This is a genomic window from Pseudorhodoplanes sp., assembly GCA_032027085.1.
Taxonomy (GTDB): domain Bacteria; phylum Pseudomonadota; class Alphaproteobacteria; order Rhizobiales; family Xanthobacteraceae; genus Pseudorhodoplanes.
This window is the reverse complement of the sequence record JAVSMS010000001.1, coordinates 2,196,082-2,216,015: the sequence shown is the minus strand read 5'-3', so window position 1 is coordinate 2,216,015 and position 19,934 is coordinate 2,196,082. Positions and strand designations below refer to the sequence as shown.

The 19,934-nt window shown below is 62.7% G+C and carries 20 protein-coding genes, 1 other RNA gene and 1 pseudogene; 15 read left to right on the top strand and 7 right to left on the bottom strand.

What is annotated here, in order from left to right; all coding sequences use genetic code 11:
• Positions 1–6: 6 nt before the first annotated feature.
• Both RO009_10750 and ffs read right to left on the bottom strand, forming a co-directional pair.
• On the bottom strand, positions 7–1,830 hold the full coding sequence (locus RO009_10750) for a DNA polymerase III subunit gamma/tau (protein ID MDT3685505.1): 1,824 nt from the start codon (positions 1,828–1,830) through the stop codon (positions 7–9).
• 62 nt (positions 1,831–1,892) lie between these two features.
• An RNA gene (gene ffs / locus RO009_10745) (signal recognition particle sRNA small type) lies at positions 1,893–1,989 on the bottom strand.
• A 92-nt stretch (positions 1,990–2,081) separates the two neighbouring features.
• Here ffs and RO009_10740 point away from each other — a divergent pair.
• From RO009_10740 to RO009_10730, 3 genes are all read left to right on the top strand, one after another.
• Complete coding sequence (locus RO009_10740) at positions 2,082–2,504, top strand: HIT family protein (GenBank protein ID MDT3685504.1); 423 nt, start codon at positions 2,082–2,084, stop codon at positions 2,502–2,504.
• Between the two features lie 207 nt (positions 2,505–2,711).
• Positions 2,712–3,674 carry an NAD(+) diphosphatase gene (nudC, locus tag RO009_10735; GenBank protein ID MDT3685503.1) on the top strand — a complete coding sequence of 321 codons (963 nt, stop codon included), beginning with the start codon at positions 2,712–2,714 and terminating at the stop codon, positions 3,672–3,674.
• A 212-nt stretch (positions 3,675–3,886) separates the two neighbouring features.
• On the top strand, positions 3,887–4,348 hold the full coding sequence (locus tag RO009_10730; protein ID MDT3685502.1) for an Lrp/AsnC family transcriptional regulator: 462 nt from the start codon (positions 3,887–3,889) through the stop codon (positions 4,346–4,348).
• Positions 4,349–4,360: 12 nt separating this feature from the next.
• Here the strand turns inward: RO009_10730 and RO009_10725 are convergent, their stop codons facing one another.
• From RO009_10725 to RO009_10715, 3 genes are all read right to left on the bottom strand, one after another.
• Positions 4,361–4,864: a TadE/TadG family type IV pilus assembly protein gene (locus RO009_10725; GenBank protein MDT3685501.1), complete on the bottom strand. Its 504-nt coding sequence runs from the start codon at positions 4,862–4,864 to the stop codon at positions 4,361–4,363.
• An 89-nt stretch (positions 4,865–4,953) separates the two neighbouring features.
• Positions 4,954–5,499, bottom strand: coding sequence for a TadE/TadG family type IV pilus assembly protein (locus RO009_10720; protein MDT3685500.1), 546 nt, complete (start codon positions 5,497–5,499; stop codon positions 4,954–4,956).
• A 272-nt stretch (positions 5,500–5,771) separates the two neighbouring features.
• Positions 5,772–6,254 carry a pilus assembly protein N-terminal domain-containing protein gene (locus RO009_10715; GenBank protein MDT3685499.1) on the bottom strand — a complete coding sequence of 161 codons (483 nt, stop codon included), beginning with the start codon at positions 6,252–6,254 and terminating at the stop codon, positions 5,772–5,774.
• 373 nt (positions 6,255–6,627) lie between these two features.
• On the opposite strand from RO009_10715, the gene RO009_10710 reads away from it, so the two are divergent.
• From RO009_10710 to RO009_10665, 10 genes and pseudogenes are all read left to right on the top strand, one after another.
• Complete coding sequence (locus RO009_10710; GenBank protein MDT3685498.1) at positions 6,628–6,792, top strand: Flp family type IVb pilin; 165 nt, start codon at positions 6,628–6,630, stop codon at positions 6,790–6,792.
• A gap of 183 nt (positions 6,793–6,975) precedes the next feature.
• Entirely contained in the window at positions 6,976–7,146 is a 171-nt protein-coding gene (locus RO009_10705; protein MDT3685497.1) for a hypothetical protein, read from the top strand.
• A gap of 25 nt (positions 7,147–7,171) precedes the next feature.
• Positions 7,172–7,675, top strand: coding sequence for a prepilin peptidase (locus RO009_10700; protein MDT3685496.1), 504 nt, complete (start codon positions 7,172–7,174; stop codon positions 7,673–7,675).
• A 383-nt stretch (positions 7,676–8,058) separates the two neighbouring features.
• Positions 8,059–8,853: a Flp pilus assembly protein CpaB gene (gene cpaB, locus RO009_10695; GenBank protein MDT3685495.1), complete on the top strand. Its 795-nt coding sequence runs from the start codon at positions 8,059–8,061 to the stop codon at positions 8,851–8,853.
• Positions 8,854–8,875: 22 nt separating this feature from the next.
• Entirely contained in the window at positions 8,876–10,309 is a 1,434-nt protein-coding gene (locus tag RO009_10690) for a type II and III secretion system protein family protein (GenBank protein MDT3685494.1), read from the top strand.
• A gap of 24 nt (positions 10,310–10,333) precedes the next feature.
• Positions 10,334–11,083 (top strand): CpaD family pilus assembly protein, encoded by a 750-nt coding sequence (locus RO009_10685; protein MDT3685493.1) that lies wholly within the window; start codon positions 10,334–10,336, stop codon positions 11,081–11,083.
• Entirely contained in the window at positions 11,080–12,360 is a 1,281-nt protein-coding gene (locus tag RO009_10680) for an AAA family ATPase (GenBank protein MDT3685492.1), read from the top strand. The genes RO009_10685 and RO009_10680 overlap by 4 nt, the downstream gene beginning before the upstream one ends.
• Before the next feature lie 114 nt (positions 12,361–12,474).
• The gene (locus RO009_10675; protein MDT3685491.1) at positions 12,475–13,917 is read left to right on the top strand and encodes a CpaF family protein; all 1,443 of its coding nucleotides are present in this window, start codon (positions 12,475–12,477) and stop codon (positions 13,915–13,917) included.
• Between the two features lie 14 nt (positions 13,918–13,931).
• Positions 13,932–14,906 (top strand): annotated as a pseudogene (locus RO009_10670) (type II secretion system F family protein).
• 7 nt (positions 14,907–14,913) lie between these two features.
• Positions 14,914–15,885: a type II secretion system F family protein gene (locus RO009_10665; GenBank protein ID MDT3685490.1), complete on the top strand. Its 972-nt coding sequence runs from the start codon at positions 14,914–14,916 to the stop codon at positions 15,883–15,885.
• 1 nt (position 15,886) lies between these two features.
• Here RO009_10665 and RO009_10660 read toward each other — a convergent pair whose 3' ends face one another.
• The gene (locus tag RO009_10660; GenBank protein ID MDT3685489.1) at positions 15,887–16,684 is read right to left on the bottom strand and encodes a tetratricopeptide repeat protein; all 798 of its coding nucleotides are present in this window, start codon (positions 16,682–16,684) and stop codon (positions 15,887–15,889) included.
• Positions 16,685–16,838: 154 nt separating this feature from the next.
• On the opposite strand from RO009_10660, the gene RO009_10655 reads away from it, so the two are divergent.
• Both RO009_10655 and RO009_10650 read left to right on the top strand, forming a co-directional pair.
• Positions 16,839–18,221, top strand: a complete 1,383-nt coding sequence (locus tag RO009_10655; protein MDT3685488.1) for a leucyl aminopeptidase family protein — start codon at positions 16,839–16,841, stop codon at positions 18,219–18,221.
• Positions 18,221–19,066: an NlpC/P60 family protein gene (locus tag RO009_10650; GenBank protein ID MDT3685487.1), complete on the top strand. Its 846-nt coding sequence runs from the start codon at positions 18,221–18,223 to the stop codon at positions 19,064–19,066. Before RO009_10655 ends, RO009_10650 begins: the two co-directional genes overlap by 1 nt.
• 158 nt (positions 19,067–19,224) lie before the next feature.
• Here RO009_10650 and RO009_10645 read toward each other — a convergent pair whose 3' ends face one another.
• Positions 19,225–19,908 carry a thioredoxin domain-containing protein gene (locus tag RO009_10645; GenBank protein MDT3685486.1) on the bottom strand — a complete coding sequence of 228 codons (684 nt, stop codon included), beginning with the start codon at positions 19,906–19,908 and terminating at the stop codon, positions 19,225–19,227.
• Positions 19,909–19,934 lie beyond the last annotated feature (26 nt).

Below are 19,934 nucleotides of genomic sequence, written 5' to 3'. Positions count from 1 at the left end.
TCACCTTTAATCCTCGTAGAAACGCTCTTCCTCGGACGCGAGCTCGGCATTGCTCGGCGGAAGATCCTCTTCTCGGCTGCGAACAGAAACAATCTCGGCGCCTGGAAATTTTGCGAACACCGCCTGCACCAGCGGATCGCCGCGCACGCCGCGCTTCAGCTCGGCCTCGCGCGCCTCTGCCTGCTGCCGCAGAGTCGGCGCGCCCGGCTCGCGCGACAGCACGATCACCCATTGCCGCCCGGTCCAGGCGGAAATCTTGCGCGACAGATCGTTGACGAGCGTCTTGGCCGCGCTCGGCTCCAGCGCGATTTCGAGACGCCCGTCCTCGCAGCGCACCAGCCGCACATCGCGCTCCAAAGCCGTCTTGACCTGCAGATCGCGCCTTTCAGTCGCGAGCGTCACCAGGTCTTCGAAACGTCCGATCACCGTCGCGTTCGCCGGTGCCGCTTGCGGCGCGGTCTCGGCGAGGCGCGCCACCGGGCTCATTGCTGGCGCCGCGGACGCGCGCGGCGCGTTGCGTGGCGCCTCCAGGCGCGGTCCGCCGACGGCACCGCCGCCGCCCTGATGATATGTCGCGCCGCCGCCATTGCCTTGCACGCGCGGCGACGCCGCAGGCGCATCCTCGCCCAGCGAACGGATCACCTCGTCCGGCGTCGGCAGATCGGCGGCATAGGCGATGCGCACCAGGACCATTTCCGCGGCGGCGATCGGCCGGCCGGCCGCCTGCACTTCCGCAAGCCCCTTCAGCAGCATCTGCCAGGTGCGCGACAACACGCGCATCGACAGCGACGCCGCGAAAGCGCGGCCGCGCGTGCGCTCGGCTTCGCTGAGGGACAGATCGTCGGCGACCGACGGCACGAGCTTCACACGGGTGACGAAATGCGTGAAATCGGCGAGATCGGCCAATACGACGCTGGGATCAGCGCCGGAATCATATTGGTCACGCAACTCCTTCAGCGCCGACGTCATGTCGCCGCGCAGCAGCGTCTCGAACAGATCGACCACACGCGTGCGGTCGGCCAAGCCCAGCATCTGCCGCACATCTTCGGCGCGCACTTCGCCCGCCGCATGCGCGATCGCCTGATCAAACAGCGACAACGCGTCGCGCACCGAGCCTTCGGCCGCGCGCGCAATCAGCGCCAGCGCTTCCGGCTCGACGGTGACACTTTCCTTGACGGCGATATTGGTAAGATGTTGCACGAGCACCGATGACTCGATGCGCCGCAGATCGAAGCGCTGGCAGCGCGACAGCACCGTGATCGGCACCTTGCGAATTTCCGTGGTGGCGAAAATGAACTTCGCATGCGGCGGCGGCTCTTCCAGTGTCTTCAGCAAGGCGTTGAACGCCTTGTCGGAGAGCATGTGCACTTCGTCGAGGATGTAGACCTTGTAGCGCGCCTGCGCCGGCGCATAGCGCACGCCGTCGAGCAACTGGCGGATATTCTCGACGCTGGTATGCGAGGCGGCGTCCATCTCCAGCACGTCGATGTGCCGCGAATCCATGATTGCCTGGCAATGAACCCCGAGCTGCGGCATCGAAATGGTCGGCCCTTTGGCCGAGCCGTCAGGCAGTTCGTAATTCAGCGCGCGCGCGAGAATGCGCGCCGTCGTCGTCTTGCCGACGCCGCGCACGCCGGTGAGAATCCAGGCTTGCGGAATGCGCCCCGTGTCAAAGGCATTCGAGATGGTGCGCACCATCGCGTCCTGACCGATGAGATCATCGAAGGTGGCCGGGCGGTATTTGCGAGCAAGCACGCGATAGGACCCCGCCGGCCCGTCTCGCACTGGATCGGACGCAGAAGTCGGCTGACGGGTGTCGGCGTCGCTCATTCTGTCTCCGGCAGGGTTGTCCCGGCGTCTGCGCGCCTCGCAAGGCCCGCCATATCGAGAAAGTGGGAGGCTGACGAGCGACCCGAACCGGAGCTCGTTAGGGCTGCTTCCTTCCGGACCTGACCCGGTTGGCGAGTGGCTCGTCCACCGCCAACCTCCCGGCTCCTATATCGGGCCATTGAGGGGGGAAAGCAAGCGCACGACGCCTTCCGTGTGCTAGGGTGGCGTCCCGCAATGCCTTGGATAGCCACATGAATTCCACGCCTTCCTGGGCGCTCCACCTGCAGCTTGCGCGCGACACCGTTCCGCTGGGCGATCTGGTACTGTCCCGCGTCCTCATCATCAAGGACGCCAATTATCCGTGGCTGCTGCTGGTGCCGCGCCGGCCGGACGCTGTGGAGATCATCGACCTCGATCAGGTCGAACAGGCGCAATTGATGGTCGAGATCGATCGCGTGGCGCGCGCGCTGAAGGCCGTGACCGCATGCGACAAGCTGAATATCGCGGCGCTCGGCAATGCGGTGCCGCAGTTGCATGTCCACATCATCGCCCGCCACAAGACCGACAAGGCCTGGCCCAAGCCCGTCTGGGGCGCGGCGCCCCCGCTCGCTCATGATGCGGCAGCGCTGGACCGATTCATGAATGCGATGCGCGGCAAGCTGTGGATGTCGTAGTGTGGATTCCGTTTGAATGAGCGCGTGGCGGCGCAGCAAGCTCAGACCTCCCACCTTGTGGGGGAGGATTAGGGAGGGGTAGCATAGAGATGCAATGACATTCGCCTCAATGACGATCCCCACCCCCAACCCTCCCCGCAAAGGGGAGGGGAGCATTCCGAGTTCGCGGCATCGGGCTGCGTCCATTCAAACTGAATTCACACCAGCATGTCCTCCAGCCCTCAATTCAACCCAAAACCCCACCTCGGTTACGCCGGCAACCTGCTCGACCGCGCCGCGGACAGACGCGCCGATCCTGCGGCTCTGAGCGCGCTGGCGCAGCGTGACGATTGCGGGTTTTACGTCGTCAGCAACGAGACCATCGTGCTGAAAACCGCCGGCAAAGGGTTCGATCCGCTTTTCACAACCGCGGAAACAGGCCGTTTCCCGAATGTCACCGAGCGGGTGTTTCTGGGTCTTCTGAACGGGAGCGCACGCTTCGGGCTAGGCATTGCCTCCGAAGCAGCGGACGCGCTGAAAACACATGATGGCTTTCATGTCACCGACCTGCGCTCCATCGCCGTGCAGGGGCTCGTCGACGCCGATCATCTGGGGCCCATCGCCGAAGCCAAGGCGCTGCTGCACTGGCATGCGCGCCGCCGCTTCTGCTCAAATTGCGGTAAACCGAACATGGCTTGCGATGGCGGCTGGCGGCGAGAATGCACGCATTGCGGCATGCAGCATTTTCCACGCACCGACCCGGTCGTGATCATGCTGACGGTGGCCGGCGAACGATGCCTGCTCGGGCGGCAGGCGCGTTTCGCGCAAAGCATGTGGTCGTGTCTCGCGGGCTTTGTCGAGCCGGGCGAGACGATCGAGGAAGCGGCGCGGCGCGAAACGCTGGAAGAGGCGGGCATCGTCTGCGGCCGCGTGCGCTATTTCGCGTCGCAGCCCTGGCCGTTTCCCTCCTCGCTGATGATCGGCTGCCATGCGCAAGCGCTGTCGGAGGAGATCACCGTCGACCGCAATGAGCTGGAAGACGCGCGCTGGTTCAGCCGCGATGAGGCCGCGGCCATGCTGCTGCGGCAGCATCCGCAGGGTCTCACCACGCCGCCGCCGGTCGCGATTGCGCACCACATCATCCGGGATTGGGTGGAGACGGGGGAGCGCTTCTTCGAGCCGTCATCCTGAGGTGCGACCCCGGCGCAGGCCGGGTGAGCTTCGAAGGAGGACAGCCGAAACTGAAGGGGCCACCGCCCTTCGAGGGCCGTGCTGCGCACGGCACCTCAGGGTGACGGAGAGAGGCTTACGCGAGAATTTCCCCTTGCTATAGAATATTTTTCTTTATACAGACTTATTAAGCTTCGTATTCAACAAAAAATTCTATGCCCCGGAATCATTCCATGGACGCAATAGACCGGAAAATTCTCCTGACCTTGCAGGAAGACGCCTCGCTCTCGGTGGCCGAGATCGGCCAGCGGGTCGGCCTCTCCTCCACCCCTTGCTGGAAGCGCATCCAGCGCCTCGAATCAGACGGCGTGATCCAGCGCCGGGTGGCGATCGTCGACCAGGACAAGGTCGGGCTCGGCATCACCGTGTTCGTGTCGGTGGAGACCGACGATCATTCGCAGGAATGGCTCAGCCGGTTCGCCACCCTGGTGAGCGAGATGCCGGAGGTGATGGAATTCTACCGCATGGCCGGCGACGTCGATTACATGCTGCGCGTGGTCGCCGCCGACATGCAGGCCTATGACACTTTCTACAAGCGGCTGATCGCCGCCGTGCCGCTGAAGAACGTCACTTCGCGCTTTGCGATGGAGAAGATCAAGTCGACGACGATGCTGCCCATTCCGGCGATCACGTAGAGCCGCCCGCGTTCAGGATTTGCAGGACGGGCACTCGACCGTGGTCGACAGGCGGGGCCGCATGTAGATCTTGTCATTGAGATTCATCGTTCCGGTGAGAACCTTGCCGATTTGCGGTTCATAAGCGTATTCGGCCTCGCCCAGCACAAGCGAGGTATTTGGAACCACGAGGTCAGGCGGCACTGTGATCTCGGTCCGCGGCGAGCCGTTCTTGGCCTTGCTCCAGTCGATGGTGACCTTCGACTGCGCATCGATCTTGATCACCGAGACGCGCACCATCAGTTTCCCGGCATTGGCCTCGGAATCGGCATACGGCGACATCACCTGCGTCGCCGCATTGAGGATGGTGGTGACGCCGGCCAAATCGGTGCTGGCGACTTGTGACGTGAGATCGGCGACGGTGCGCGCAGCAAGAGTGGCCTTGCGGTCGATGTCGATGGCCTGCGAGAGCTGCACGCCGCCGAGATACAACGTGATCATGAACGGCATCAGCAACGCGGCTTCGATCGCAGACACGCCGCGATCATCGGCTCTGAACCGGCGCAACGCGGCCATCGCAGCGCTGGTAAAGGTGGATGTCCTATGGAACGGCATCGCAGCCGACCTCACTTATACGGCTCGTTGCGGAAAGCCACAGTCGCCATCAAAAGACGCTTGTAGCCGGGCCTGTCGTCCAACTTCAGCATGGGAATGGCAATCGGCCACTCGTACATAAGCCGCGCGATGACGACGTCGCCCGGCTGACCCGCGTTGAACTCGCTGACAATGTTGCCGTCAGCATCAATCGGCGTCTTCATGTCGGCTGCGCCGAATGACGGATAGGCCTTCACGTTGAACTGGATTTTGTTGCAATCAAACAGCCCATAAACATGGCTGCAAACTTCCTCCTTGAACTTGTCCGGACTCCATCCATCCGCCTGGCCGGTGAGGATTTTCCGCGCCGAGTCTGCAGCAGCCGTCTCCAGCGCCTGGCCGGCGAAGAAGACCAGGCCGGTCTCGGCAATTGCGAACATCATTCCCAGGAACGGAATCGCAACGATCGAGAATTCAACCGCCGTGGCGCCCTTGTTGTGGTGGACGAAGCGGCGAAAGATGTTCAGCTTGCGGCTTCGCGCTGCGCGCAGGAGAAAGGTTTGCAAGACTTCGAACATAGAACAGCCCGATCAACATCCAAAGGTCCGGTAGGACGTTGAAAAGTAGCAAAGGCGGATTGTCGAATTGTTGCGGCAATCCCGGAAATCGGGGAAGCGGATGTTCAGGGTTTGATAACCATGTCGCTTGCGTTTCTCCGTCATCCTGAGGTGCGAGCGAAGCGAGCCTCGAAGGATGGCGGCCGTCGCCCTTCGAGGCTTGCGCACGCAAGCGCCTCAAGGTGACGGTGATATTCGGAGCAAGCCACTTCCATAAAGCGAATGCAGCCCAGTCACTTGATCGCCGACGCCTGGTTGTTGCGGGTCACCGTCTGGGTAAGCGTCGTGTTGAAGAAGGCCGGAACGTCGCCGAGCGTATTGCGCGGCTCGCATTGCGGCGCGCAGCTATAGCTTTCCCGCAGGATGCCGCGATAGACGGTGACGAGCTCGCCGGAGCGCTTCACCAGAAGGTTCCTATCCAGGAGCTTGTTGCCCTCGCGATCAAGCGCGATCAGGTTGGTCTGCCCGTATCCCTTGCCGGTCAGCACCATCAGCCCGCCGGGCTGAATGGAGGCGTCGGCGATCAGCGGGTTGCCGATCACCAGCGTCGCCGTGCGGTCGGGCATCCGGATCAGTCTTGCTTCATCCACAATAAGGGTGAGACTGTCGGCGTTCGGCGCGTCGGCGCCGGCCAGTGATGGCATGACCATGAGCAGAGACAGGGCGGCGCAAGACAGAATGAGACTGCGGCCACGCCGCCTCGCGAACGCCTTCATCGGAACTCTCCGCACGCAGGACTAAACCGGATCCGGGACCGCAATCAGAACGCCATGCGGTTCCGCGCTGACTTCACTGCAAAGAGATGAAGGAACCGCAAACACTTTGCACTGGCGTGCTAACTGCATCTTCACACGTTCGGTCCGTTCGCGGCGACATGCACAAACGCCTGAAAAAGGCCCGCAAAACGGCGCGGATATCGCTGCAATGGTATTTTAACCACAGACAAGAAAGCCGAATTACACGCATGTTTATGCGATCGGATTAACGGAGCCGCAAGGCGGTACCGCTAGGTTCCTCGCGTGTTCCGGACAACTGACGAAAAAGCAGGTCCAGGGGGCACACGACGTGTGGATCACTCAGGAGCCTAATATGAAGAATCTTGTCGCGCGTTTTGTGTCGGACGAGTCCGGCGCGACCGCCATCGAATACGGCCTGATCGCCGCCGGTATCGCGGTTGTTATCATCGCGGCCGTGCAGCTTGCCGGTACGAACCTGAATACGACATGGGGAACCATTGCGGCTGCCTTGAAGTAAGGCTGCGCCCATCTTTGCAATTGCAGAAAAGCTCCGGCAGAGGCCGGAGCTTTTTTGTTTGCACACGCGGCCACGCAATTGCGCGAAAGTAACCAAAAATCGACCTTGATTTCTTACCGATTCTTAGCGCCGTCCCGTTTAGCTGTCGCAAGACATGTGGACTTAAGGGACAGGTGTGTGGACATGCGGCGCGTGTCGGAAACTTCAAAACATCATCCGGAACACGGCCGGCTCGAATTCTCGCTGATCGTTGCTGCCATCATTCTGGCCACGATCGCGACTTATCTCGCCATCAGCAAGAAACTGGCGCCGGCATTCATCGAGCTTGCAACCATGGCCGGCTGGATGAATTAAACGGACAGGCTGCAAGACTTCTCCAATGATCGACGCGATCAGATTGTCATTGTTTCCCGCGCTCATGCTGTTCGCGGCATGGAGCGATCTGTTCACGATGACCATTTCCAACCGCGTCTCGATCCTGCTCGTCGTCGGCTTCGCGGTGATGGCAGTCCTTGTCGGCCTCTCTCCCACCGACATGCTGTGGCATGCTGGCGCCGGCCTTCTGGTGCTGGCGATCGCGTTTGCGTGTTTCGCATTTGGCTGGATTGGCGGTGGCGACGCGAAGCTGGCAGCCGCCACTGCCTTGTGGTTCGGCTTCACGCATCTGATGGAATATCTTCTGATCGCCTCGATCTTCGGCGGCGCATTGACGCTGCTTCTCTTGCAGATCCGCGCCTGGCCGCTGCCGCTCATGCTCGCCAACCGCGAATGGGCGCAGCGTCTGCACGAGCCACGCGGCGGCATTCCCTACGGCATCGCGCTCGCCGCCGCCGCGATCGTGATCTACCCAAACACGATCTGGATGAAGCCGCTCGGATTCTGACGCTTGTTCGTTCTTGTCCAGATCGGTTGAAAGCATTTCTCCATCATCCTGAGGTGCGAGCGAAGCGAACCTCGAAGGATGGCTGGCCCGGGTCGTCGCCCTTCGAGGCTTGCGCACGCAAGTCGGCTATAGCCGACCTGCAAATTCAGGAATGCGGATTTCGGGTAAACCCGAGATCGGTGCGCAAGCTCCTCAGGGTGACGGTGATGGTCAGGACACTGCTTCAATTGACCCGATCACACTCTCGTACGGCGCGCGCCAGCAATCCAAAATTAACTTGGTTTGCAAACCGCTCATTAACCACGAATTGACCTTTGAGTGGTCAAATCCACCGACGCCGGATGTCCCCGGCTCGTTGCGTCAGTTGTGGAAAGTGACAGCGTATGAAAGCCGCGCGCCTTGTAGTGCTGGGTGTGGCCGTTGCCGCCGGAGGTCTGGCCGCGCTGCTGGCCGGCCGGGGCGGCGAGAAGCCGGCTCCGCAGCCGGAAAAGCCGGTCGCCCAGCTCGAGACCACCGATATCCTGGTGGCGAAATCCGATATCGGCGCCGGTATGCCCGTTTCGGCGCAAGATCTTGAATGGAAAATCTGGCCGACCGCTTCGGCCGGGCCGCACTTCATCCGCAAGTCCGACCGGCCCAACGCCATCGAGGACTTGTCAAAATCCTATGCCCGCGCGGCCTTCGTCGCCGGCGAGCCGATCCAGGAATCGCGCCTGATCAAGGCCGGCCAGTCCGGCTACATGGCCGCGATCCTGCCCTCGGGCATGCGCGCGGTGTCGACCGAAATCAAGCCGGAGACCGGCGCCGGCGGCTTCATCATTCCCGGCGATCATGTCGACGTGATCCTCTACCGGCGCGACAAGGAGGCCGAGAAGGCCTCCAGCACGGAAGCGCATATCAGCGAGACCATTCTCAGGAATGTCCGCGTGCTCGCCATCGACCAGACGGTCGAGGACAAGAACGGGCAGAAGGTCGTCGTCGGCAAGACTGCCACCCTCGAATTGTCGCCGGGCCAGGCCGAAACCCTGGTGCTGGCGCAGCAGATCGGCGTCGTGGCGCTGGCTTTGCGCAGCATCGTCGACACCGCCAGGACGGCCGCTACCGAGGATACCTCATCGTCGCGCAACGAGATCAAAGTGATCCGCTACGGCGTGTCCACCACCAAGATGACGAAGTGAAGGGTCCAGAAGGAACACTCCCATGCTGCATCGGTCGCTGATCCGAAGCGTGTCGCTGGCCGCGCTGGCTGCAATCGGCGGTATCGCATGCGCGGACCTGTCCGGCGCAGCCGAGCCGCGCATGCCGGTCATTCAAGTGGTCGGCAGCGAACTGAGCTCGCGGCAGGTGAGCCTCGGCGTCGGCAAGGCTGTCGTCGTCGATCTGCCGAATGACATCAAGGATGTCCTGGTCGCCGATCCCACTATCGCCAACGCCGTCGTTCGCTCCTCCCGCCGCGCCTACATGATCGGCGTGAAGTCGGGGCAAACCAGCATCTTCTTCTTCGACAGCGAGGGGCGGCAGATCGCCGGCTTCGACATCGCCGTCACCCGCGACCTCAACGGCCTGCGCGCCGCGCTGAAGCAGATGTTCCCGAATTCCGATATCCGCGCCGATGGGCTTGGCGACGGCGTTGTGCTGACAGGGCTTGCGGCCAACCAGGGTGAAGCGCAGCAAGCCTTCGATCTCGCGACACGACTCGCCGGCGAAAACAAGGTCATCAACAACATCAACGTGCGCGGACGCGACCAGGTCATGCTGAAAGTGACGGTTGCCGAGGTGCAACGCGATGTCATCAAGCAGCTCGGTATCAACCTGAACGGCAGCATCGGCGGCGGCTCCTCCGTTGTTGACTTTGTCACCAACAATCCCTTCACTGCCTTTGGCTCAGACCTCAGCAATTCCGCCATCAGGGGCAATTTCCGCGGCATCACGGCCACGCTGCGGGCGATGGATCGCGCCGGCGTGATCCGGACGCTCGCAGAACCTAACCTGACCGCGATCTCGGGAGAGACGGCGACCTTCATCGCCGGCGGCGAATTTCCCATTCCGAATGGCCTGAGCTGCGACACCACTAGATCGCCGCCCATCTGCCAGCAGCAGATCGATTTCAAGAAATTCGGCGTCAGCCTGGCCTTCACGCCGGTCGTGCTTTCCGAGGGCCGCATCAGCCTGAAGGTGATGACGGAGGTTTCCGATCTGTCGAGCGAGGGCGCGATTTCCATGACCATTCCGGGATCGACGACCTCCACAACGATCCCCTCGATCCGCACCCGGCGCGCAGAAACCGTGGTCGAAATCCCCTCCGGCGGCGCTTTGGCGATGGCTGGCATGATCCAGGAGTCGACCAAGCAGCAGCTCAACGGCCTTCCCGGCCTGATGCAACTGCCGATCCTCGGTTCGCTGTTCAAGAGCCGCGACTACGTCAACCGTCAGACCGAGTTGATGATCCTGGTGACGCCGTATGTGGTCCGCGCGGTGGCGCAGAAGGATCTCTCGCGCCCCGACGACGGCTTTGCCGACGCGCCGGATGCCTCGAGCATCCTGCTCGGACGGCTGAACAGGATCTACGGCATCCAGGACAAGGTCGATCCGCGGAAAATCTATCACGGCAATGTCGGCTTCATTCTCGACTGAGTGCAAGTCACGAGGAGACGATTGATGACTCTCTCACGTTCCCATCTGAAGAGCCGCAGCGGGCTCGCGCGCAAAGCCGCGCGGCTCCTGGCGGCCGCGGGAATGACGCTCGCCGTCTCCGGCTGCTATGTCGCGAAGGACACGACCGCAAGCATCCCGACCGACTACCGCAAGCGGCATCCCATCGCCATCAAGGAGAGCGACCGCACCGTCGAGGTCTTTATCGGCAAGAGCCGCGGCTCCCTGAACGCGGAACAGCGCGCCGACGTGCTGGCTTTCGCGCATGTGTGGAAACGTGAAGCGACCGGCGGCATGATCATCGAGGTGCCGGCGGCCTCCCCCAACGAGATCGCCGCCTCGCAGGCGGTGCGGGAAATCCGCTCGATCCTCGCCGCCGCGGGCGTGCCCGGCCATGCCGTGGTCGTACGCCCCTATACGCATCCCGATCCGACCAAACTGGCGACCGTGCGGCTGAATTTTCCGCGCGTGAGCGCCGAGGCAGGCCCGTGCGGGCTGTGGCCGCACGATCTCGGAGCAACCATGGACACCTCCTACAACCAGAACCGGCCGTACTGGAATCTCGGATGCGCCAACCAGCGCAATCTCGCGGCGATGGTCGACAACCCGGCCGATCTGGTCCAGCCGCGCGGAGAAACCGGCGTCTATGAGGCGCGGCGCTCCGTGGCGCTCGAGAAGTATCGCAAGGGCGAAGAATTCTCGGGCAAATATCCCAACGCCTATGAAAAAGCCAAACTGAGCGACGTCGGTAAATGATGAGACACGCGCTTCAGACCGCCGTTCCCGACGGGGCGCCGGACACCCTTCCCGCCCGCGACGAACACATCGCGCCGGCGCCGCGCATCTCGATCCAGGCCTTCTGCGAGTCGGTGGATACCGCAGCCGCCGTGCAGGCAGCCGGCGAAGACCGCCGCCTCGGCAAAGCGCATCTGAAGATCCAGATGGGCGGCATCACCGCGGCGCTCGAGGCTTACCGCGCCGCGCCAACGCCGAATGTGATCGTGCTGGAATTTGCAAGCCTCCCGGACAATATCCTCGACGGACTGGATTCACTGGCGGAACTTTGCGACGCCGGAACAAGGGTCATCGTCGTTGGACGGCACAACGATATTGTTCTTTATCGCGAGCTCGTGCGCCGCGGCGTGAGCGATTATCTCATCTCGCCGGTCGGCACTCTGGACATTGTGCGCGCGGTTTGCGGATTGTATTCGGCGCCGGATGCGAAGCCGGTCGGCCGCGTGATCGCTGTGGTTGGCGCCAAGGGCGGCGTCGGCGCGTCGACCGTGGCCCACAATATCGGTTGGGCGATTGCGCGCGACCTGTCCCTCGATTCGGTTGTCACCGACCTCGATCTCCCCTTCGGCACCGCCGGCCTCGACTATAACCAGGATCCGCCGCAAGGCATCGCCGACGCGGTCTTCTCCCCCGAGCGCATCGACACCGCCTTCGTCGACCGCCTGCTGTCGAAATGCTCCGACAATCTCAGCCTGCTGGCGGCGCCGGCGACGCTCGAGCGCGTCTATGATTTCGGCGCCGAGGCGTTCGATGCGATCTTCGATTCGTTGCGCGCCAGCGTGCCCTGCATCATTCTGGACGTGCCGCATCAATGGACCGGCTGGACGCAGCGCACGCTTCTCTCTGCCGACGATATCCTGATCGTAGCTGCGCCCGATCTTGCCAATCTGCGCAATGCCAAGAACCTGGTCGATTTCCTGAAGGCGGCGCGGGCGAACGATCACCGCCCCTTCTACATCCTCAACCAGGTCGGCATTCCGAAGCGGCCGGAAATCAAGCCGGCCGATTTCGCGAAGGCGCTCGACGATGAGCCGGTCGCGATCATTCCGTTCGAGCCGCAGATTTTCGGCACCGCGGCCAATAACGGCCAGATGATCGCGGAGGTCGCAGCCAACCACAAGGTGGCGGAAACATTCCGGCAGCTCGCGCAAATCCTGACCGGGCGCTCGGAAGCCAAGAAATCCAAAGCCAGCCTGTTCACGCCGCTATTGCAGAAACTGCGCAAGCGGCAGAGTTGACGTCGACGGAGTAGCTGAGTCGTGTTCGGAAAGCGTAGTGCCGCCGGCAATGATCCCCATTCCGGAGTTGCGGTTTCTCCGGCGCCCGTTCAGGCGCCGAAGTCTGCGCCTCCCATGCCCGCACCGGCGCCGGCCCAGGCCGATACCGGGCGCGCACCGCTGCCCGCCGCGGGCCTTGGCGCGCCGCTGATCTCGCCGCCGCTTGCGCCGCAACGCGCGGCGCCGCCCACGGCTCCGGCCGTGGCGACCGACACCCGCCGCTCCGAAGCCTATTATGAGGTGAAGGGAACGATTTTCGGCGCCCTGATCGAAGCGATCGATCTCGGCCAGTTGGCGCGGCTCGACGCCGATTCCGCGCGCGAGGAAATCCGCGACATCGTCAACGAGATTATCGCGATCAAGAATATCGTGATGTCGATCTCCGAGCAGGAGGAACTGCTCGACGATATCTGCAACGACGTGCTGGGCTACGGACCGCTGGAACCGCTGCTTGCGCGCGACGACATCGCCGACATCATGGTGAACGGGTCCAATACCGTTTACATCGAAGTCGCCGGCAAGATTCACCGGACCGGCGTCCGTTTCCGCGACAATCAGCAGCTTCTGAATATCTGCCAGCGCATCGTGAGCCAGATCGGCCGCCGCGTCGACGAGGCCTCGCCGATCTGCGACGCGCGCCTGCCCGACGGCTCACGCGTCAACGCCATCGTGCCGCCGCTGGCGATCGATGGTCCCGCGCTCACCATCCGCAAGTTCAAGAAGGACAAGCTCACCCTCGACCAGTTGGTGAAATTCGGCTCGATCTCGCCGCAGGGCGCCGAAATCCTGCAGATCATCGGTCGCTGCCGGGCCAACACCATCGTGTCCGGCGGCACCGGCTCCGGCAAGACCACGCTGCTCAACTGCCTCACGCAATTCATCGACGACGACGAGCGCATCATCACCTGCGAGGACGCGGCGGAACTGCAACTGCAGCAGCCGCATGTGGTGCGGCTGGAAACCCGCCCGCCCAATATCGAGGGCGAGGGTCAGATCACCATGCGCGACCTGGTCAAGAACTGCCTGCGCATGCGGCCCGAGCGTATCATCGTCGGCGAGGTGCGCGGTCCGGAAGCCTTCGACCTGCTGCAGGCGATGAATACCGGACACGACGGCTCGCTCGGCACGCTGCACGCCAACTCGCCGCGCGAGGCGCTGTCACGTATCGAATCGATGATCACCATGGGCGGCTACGCGCTGCCGTCCCGCACCATCCGCGAGATGATCTGCTCGTCGGTCGACGTCGTCATCCAGGCCGCGCGCCTGCGCGACGGCTCCCGTCGCATCACTCACATCACCGAGGTGATGGGCATGGAAGGCGACGTCATCATCACCCAGGACCTGTTCGTCTATGAGATTATGGGCGAGGACGCGCATGGCAATCTGATTGGCCGGCACCGCTCCACGGGCATCGGACGACCGCGTTTCTGGGAGCGCGCGCGCTATTACGGCGAGGAGCGCCGGCTGGCTGCGGCTCTCGATGCATCGATGATCGCCGACGAGCCGTTCAACACCTGATCGCGGTAAACGTCATGAACCTGCAGGTCCTTGCCTTATCGTTCCTTGCGACAGTCGCTGTCGGCGGGATTGCCTGGGTCTTCCTGCTTCCGATCCTGTCCGGCGAGCGCAAGGCGGAAAGGCGTAAAGAGAGCGTGGCGCGCGCGCAGCCGGTGGCGCGCGCCGCCAGAGGCGCGCAGAAATCCCGCCGCGAGCAGGTTGAGGAATCGCTGAAGGAGCTTGAGAAGCGCCAGCAGCAGCAGAAGCGGCCGCCGCTGACGGTGCGCATTTCGCAGGCCGGCCTGAGCTGGTCCAAACGCCAGTTCTTTCTGATCGCCGCGGGCATGGGTATCGTGGCCTTCATCCTCACGCTGGGTATGGGTTTTGGGCTCATGGCCGCGCTCGGCTTCGGCTTYKSKSYSKKMTWCRSAWYKMSRTKYKKRYWRKWGASMKATCTGAAGAAACGCCGGGAAAACAAATTCCTCAACGCATTTCCCGACGCCGTCGACGTCATCGTGCGCGGCATCAAGGCCGGCCTGCCACTGCTGGACAGCCTGAAGGTGATCGCGGCGGAAGCGCAGGAACCGGTCCGCAGCGAATTCCGCAGTATTCTCGAAACACAGACTGTCGGAATTCCTCTCGGCGAGGCCTGCCAGAAGCTTTACGAGCGCATGCCGCTGCCGGAAGCGAATTTCTTCGGCATCGTGATCGCCATTCAGCAGAAATCAGGCGGCAACCTGTCGGAGGCGCTCGGCAACCTGTCGAAGGTGCTGCGCGACCGCAAGAAGATGAAGGGGAAGATCCAGGCGATGTCCCAGGAAGCCAAGGCATCCGCCGCTATTATCGGATCTCTGCCTGTCGTGGTGCTGATCCTCGTCTGGATGACCAGCCCGGACTACATCTCGATTCTTTGGAAGCACCACATTGGCCAGATGATGCTTGCGGGCAGCGCCTTGTGGATGCTCGCCGGCTGCCTGGTCATGAAGAAGATGATCAATTTCGACTTCTGAGGACATCATGATCCAGTTCATCACCGAGATCATGCAGAACCAGAAGCTGCTGGCGATGATCTTCGCCGCGATCGCGGCCGGCGCGACCGTCATTACACTGGCCATGCCGCTTCTGGCGTCAGACCCCTTGCCGAAACGCATGAAGCAGGTCGCGATCGAGCGGGAGAAAATCCGTCAGCGCGAACGCGAACGCATGGCGCGCGGAGAAAAAATTTCGCTTCGCCAATCGCCCAAGCAATACATGCAGCATGCGGTCGAGCGCTTCAACCTGAGAAAATGGGTCGGGCAGGAGGAAGCGCGCCTGAAACTCATCCAGGCCGGCTATCGCGGCGAGGCGCCCTACATCACCTATCTGTTCTTCCGCATGGTGACGCCGTCGGTCATGCTGCTGGTGTCGATCATCTATGTCTTCCTCATTCTCAAGCTCGATTACCCCCCGGCGATCAAAATCGGCATCTGCATTCTGGCGACCTATATCGGCATCCATCTGCCCTGGCTTTACCTGAAGAACAAGATCCAGAAGCGCCAGCTCTCGATCCGGCGCGCCTTTCCCGATGCGCTCGACCTGCTCCTGATCTGCGTCGAATCCGGTATGTCGATCGAGGCCGCCTTCAACAAGGTAAGCAACGAAATCGGCTCGCAGTCGGTCGCGCTGGCCGAAGAGTTGACGCTGACCACCGCCGAATTGTCCTATCTCCAGGATCGCCGGCAGGCCTATGACAATCTGGCGAAGCGCACCGACCTTGAAGGGGTGAAATCGATCTGCGTCGCATTGCAGCAGGCCGAACGTTACGGCACGCCGCTCGGACAGACGCTGCGCGTGCTGTCGCAGGAAAATCGCGACATGCGCATGACCGAAGCGGAAAAAAAGGCCGCCGGCCTGCCGCCGAAGCTGACGGTGCCGATGATCGTGTTCTTCCTGCCGGTCCTGTTCATCGTCATTCTCGGGCCGGCGGCGATCCGCGTGATGGGACTCTGATTTACGAGCTTGCCGCCTGACGCAGCGCGCGGCCCGGTTGCTTGCGGCCGCCACGCTCCTTCTCCTCGGCGAGCATCTGACGCAGATAGGCGACATTGGCAGCCGCTTCGTCGGGAGAGAGCTCGCCGCGGGCAATGGATTCCGCTTCGGCGAAGCGCCCCTGCAGGCCCACCACCAGTGCGAGATTCTGCCGGACCCGCGGCTCCGCACCCTTCTGCGCATTGGCGCGGCGCAATGTTTCTTCCGCCTGGCGCAGGTTTTTCGACAGCGCATAGGACAGGCCGAGATTGGACAGGACCGACGGCTCGTCCGGCATGATCTTGAGCGCCGCCGAGTAGTGACGCTGCGCTTCCTGATGCCGGCCCATCTGATCGAGCACCGCGCCTTGCGCGGAAAGCACGCGCCAGTCCGGCTGGTCCGGCGTATGTGCGCGGCTGAGGACGTCCAACGCCTGCTGGAAGGCGCCGGTGTCGGCCAGCGCCCGGCCATAGGCGCCGAGCACGGTCGTGTTTTTTGGATTGTAGATTGCGGCCTGCTCCAGCACGGCTGCGGCCTGCGTCCGCTGGCCGGTGGCGCGCAGCGCCTGCGCGTAGCGGACCGCGGCTTCCGGATCGCGCTGATTTTGCCGGTAGCGCTCACCCCAGATGTCGGCGTCGCGCCGCCAGTCGGTTTCCGTGCGCGGCGCGGAGGCGACCGAACCCGTCGTCTCGGTGTTGGTGGTCTTGCAGGCCGACAGCGCCAGCGCGGCGAACACAGCGGACATGACCAGAAGGCGATGGCGGCTCGAGGGCAAGCGCATGACTCCGCTTCGCCGGACAATTCGGAGACGACCGGCACGCATTCATCAATAGAGTGTTAACCCTAACGGGAGGTTAATTGGGACGCCTGATCGCCCCTTTTCGCCAACCTTGGCGGCGTGATAGCAACGGAAAAGCTCAGGATTTCAGCGCATCATGCATCCCGTTTTCGTCGCGCCGGGGACTTCGCCGGCCATCCCAATCACTTTCGTGACCGCGTCCGACTGGACGGCAACAAGGGACAGCCTGGCGGCGCCAGCCCGCGCCTTTGCAGAGGTCGCGGGCTTCGAGCCCAAGGCCGGACGCCATCTGATTTTGCCGGCGGCGGATGGACAACTGGCGGGCGTCCTGTTCGGCCTGGAAAACGGCGATGCGCCGTTCAAGGATCCGTTCCTGCCCGGCAGCCTGCCGCAGCTTCTCCCGGCTGGCACCTATTGCTTCGCCAACGTCCCGCATGACCTGCGGCTCGCCGCGCTCGCCTTTGCCCTCGGCGCCTATAAATTCTCCCGCTACCGCAAGGCCGATGCCAAGGACGTCAGGCTCGTCGTTCCTGAAGGCGCCGATGCTGATGATCTCACACGCATCGTCGAAGCCGTCACCTTGGCGCGTGATCTCGTCAACACGCCGGCCAACGACATGGGCCCTGCCGAGTTGCATGAAGCGGCGCGGCTGCTCGCGGAAAAGCACGGGGCCTGGCTGGAAGCCGTGGTCGGCGAAAATCTGCTGATCCAGAATTTCCCGCTCATTCATGCAGTCGGCCGCGCCTCGACCCGGCCGCCGCGCCTGATCGATCTGCGCTGGGGCGACAAGACACATCCGAAGGTGACACTGGTCGGCAAGGGCGTGTGTTTCGATACCGGCGGTCTCGACCTGAAGCCGGAAAGCGCCATGCTGATCATGAAGAAGGACATGGGCGGCGCGGCGGCGACACTCGCGCTCGCACACATGATCATGAGCCGCGGCCTGAAAGTCTCGCTGCGCGTGCTCATTCCGGCGGTGGAGAATTCGGTGTCGGGCTCCGCCTTCCGACCGCTCGATATCTATCCCTCACGCAACGGACTGAATGTGGAGATTGGCAATACCGACGCGGAAGGACGGCTGGTGCTCGCCGATGCGCTGGCACTCGCCGATGAGGATGAACCCGATCTTCTGATCGACATGGGCACGCTCACCGGTGCGGCGCGCGTCGCGCTCGGTCCGGAATTGCCGCCTTTCTACACCAATGATGCGGCGCTCGCGTCCGATATCGAGCGTTGCGCAACAAGCGAGCGCGACCCGGTATGGCGCCTGCCGCTCTGGGCGCCTTACAATTCCATGCTCGATTCGAAAGTCGCGGATGTGAACAATGTGTCCGCGTCGAGCTTTGCCGGCTCGATCACCTGCGCGCTGTTCCTGCAGCGCTTCGTCTCAAAAGCGAAAGCCTGGGCGCATTTCGACGTCTATGCCTGGAACCCGTCGACCAAGCCGGCGCGGCCGGAAGGCGGCGAATGCCAGGCGGCGCGTGCGCTCTATGCGCTGCTGTCGCAGCGCTACGGCTGATGACGTCCTTCGACCCACGCCTGACCCCGGCCCGCCCCGATCTTGCGGACGCAAAGCTCCGCGGCCGGGTGCAAGCCGAGCGGTTTGTCGAAGGTCAAGCGATGGAGGTGCTCGACGCGCAGGCGCCTTTGCGGCGCGAGCCGCGCCCGGACGCGCCCCTCGATACCGAAGCGCTGAAGGGCGAGCGGGTTACTGTTTATGAAACGACCGACGAAGGCTGGAGCTGGGGCCAGCTGCAGAACGACGGCTATGTCGGCTGGCTCCCGGCCAACGCGCTTGGCAAGCCGCGCCGTCAGCCTCAACACAAGATTTCTGCATTGCGGACATTTGCCTTTCCGGGTCCGGACATCAAACTGCCGCCGCTCTATTCGCTGCCCTTCGGGGCGCAGCTCGATGTCTTGCGATTTGAAGCGACATTTGCGGTGACGCCTGACGGATTCATTCCGGCGCGTCATGTTGCGCCGCTGAATCAAGCAGACGTCGATTTCGTCAGCGTGGCAGAACGCTTTCTGGAAACGCCCTATCTGTGGGGCGGAAAGACATCCTACGGAATCGACTGTTCCGGGCTCGTGCAAATCTCGCTGACGGCCTGCGGCATTGTGTGTCCGCGTGACAGCGACATGCAGGAACATGCAGTGGGCGTTTCGCAATCAATCAATCTTGCTGATCTCAAGCGCGGCGATCTGGTTTTCTGGAAGCGGCATGTCGCCATCGCACGCGACGCCACGACCCTCATTCATGCCAATGCGCATCACATGGCGGTGGCGATCGAGCCTGTGGCGGAAGCTGTTGCGCGCATTCGTGCAAGCGGCTCCGAGATCACCAGCCTCAAGCGGCTTGGTTAAAACTGCGCCTCTCCCCTTGCGGGAGAGAGCTACTCCAAGCGTCCAACAAGCATTGACGGAGTGAGGGGTGGACCCGGACCCCTCATTCGGCTTTGTATGTCGAAACTCCCGGTTGCCCCTCCCACAAGGGGAGAGGACGCGAATAGCATTCGCAGAGCTCAGCACACCACCTGTCCGCATTTGCGGACAGCAGCAATAACAGCGCTCAGACCCTGTCCGCCTGGATGGCCGACGATTGCCACGTCCTTGATGACATAGGACGGCGTGGCTGCAAGATTGAGCGCGTTGCCGAGCCGTACATGCGCCTTCATGATCTCGGTAACGGAATCATCGTTCGCCACCGCGAGTAGTTTCTTCTGGTCGATCTTCAGTTCGTTTGCGACGGCGAGAGCGCGGTCGCCGTCGATAACTCCGCGGCCCTCATAAACCTTGCGGTGGAAAGCATAGAATGTCTTTGGATCAGACAGCTTGCGGACCGCAAGCTCCACACGCCCCGCCTGGATCGACGCGACGCCGAGCACCGGAAACGGCACAAGGATCACTCTCAGGTTTTTGTCGCCTTTGATCAGCGCGTCGACATCGTCCGATGCCCTGCGGCAATAGGGGCAGTTGAGGTCGTAGAATTCCGCGAGCGTCACGTCGCCCTTGGGGTTGCCGACCACGACAATGCCCGGCAGCTTCGTCACCGCGTCGGCCTGCCCGGCAGAAATGCGATGATTGGCGACCGGCGATCCGTCCGGACCGGCGATCTTGAAATCGAATTTGAGATTTTGCGCGCTGCCGGCCGTGGGAACGAGCAGCAGCAGAGCGGCGATGAAGGAAAGGCGTGCCGGGCGGGACATGGGCGGCGTTATCGCCGGCTCGAGTG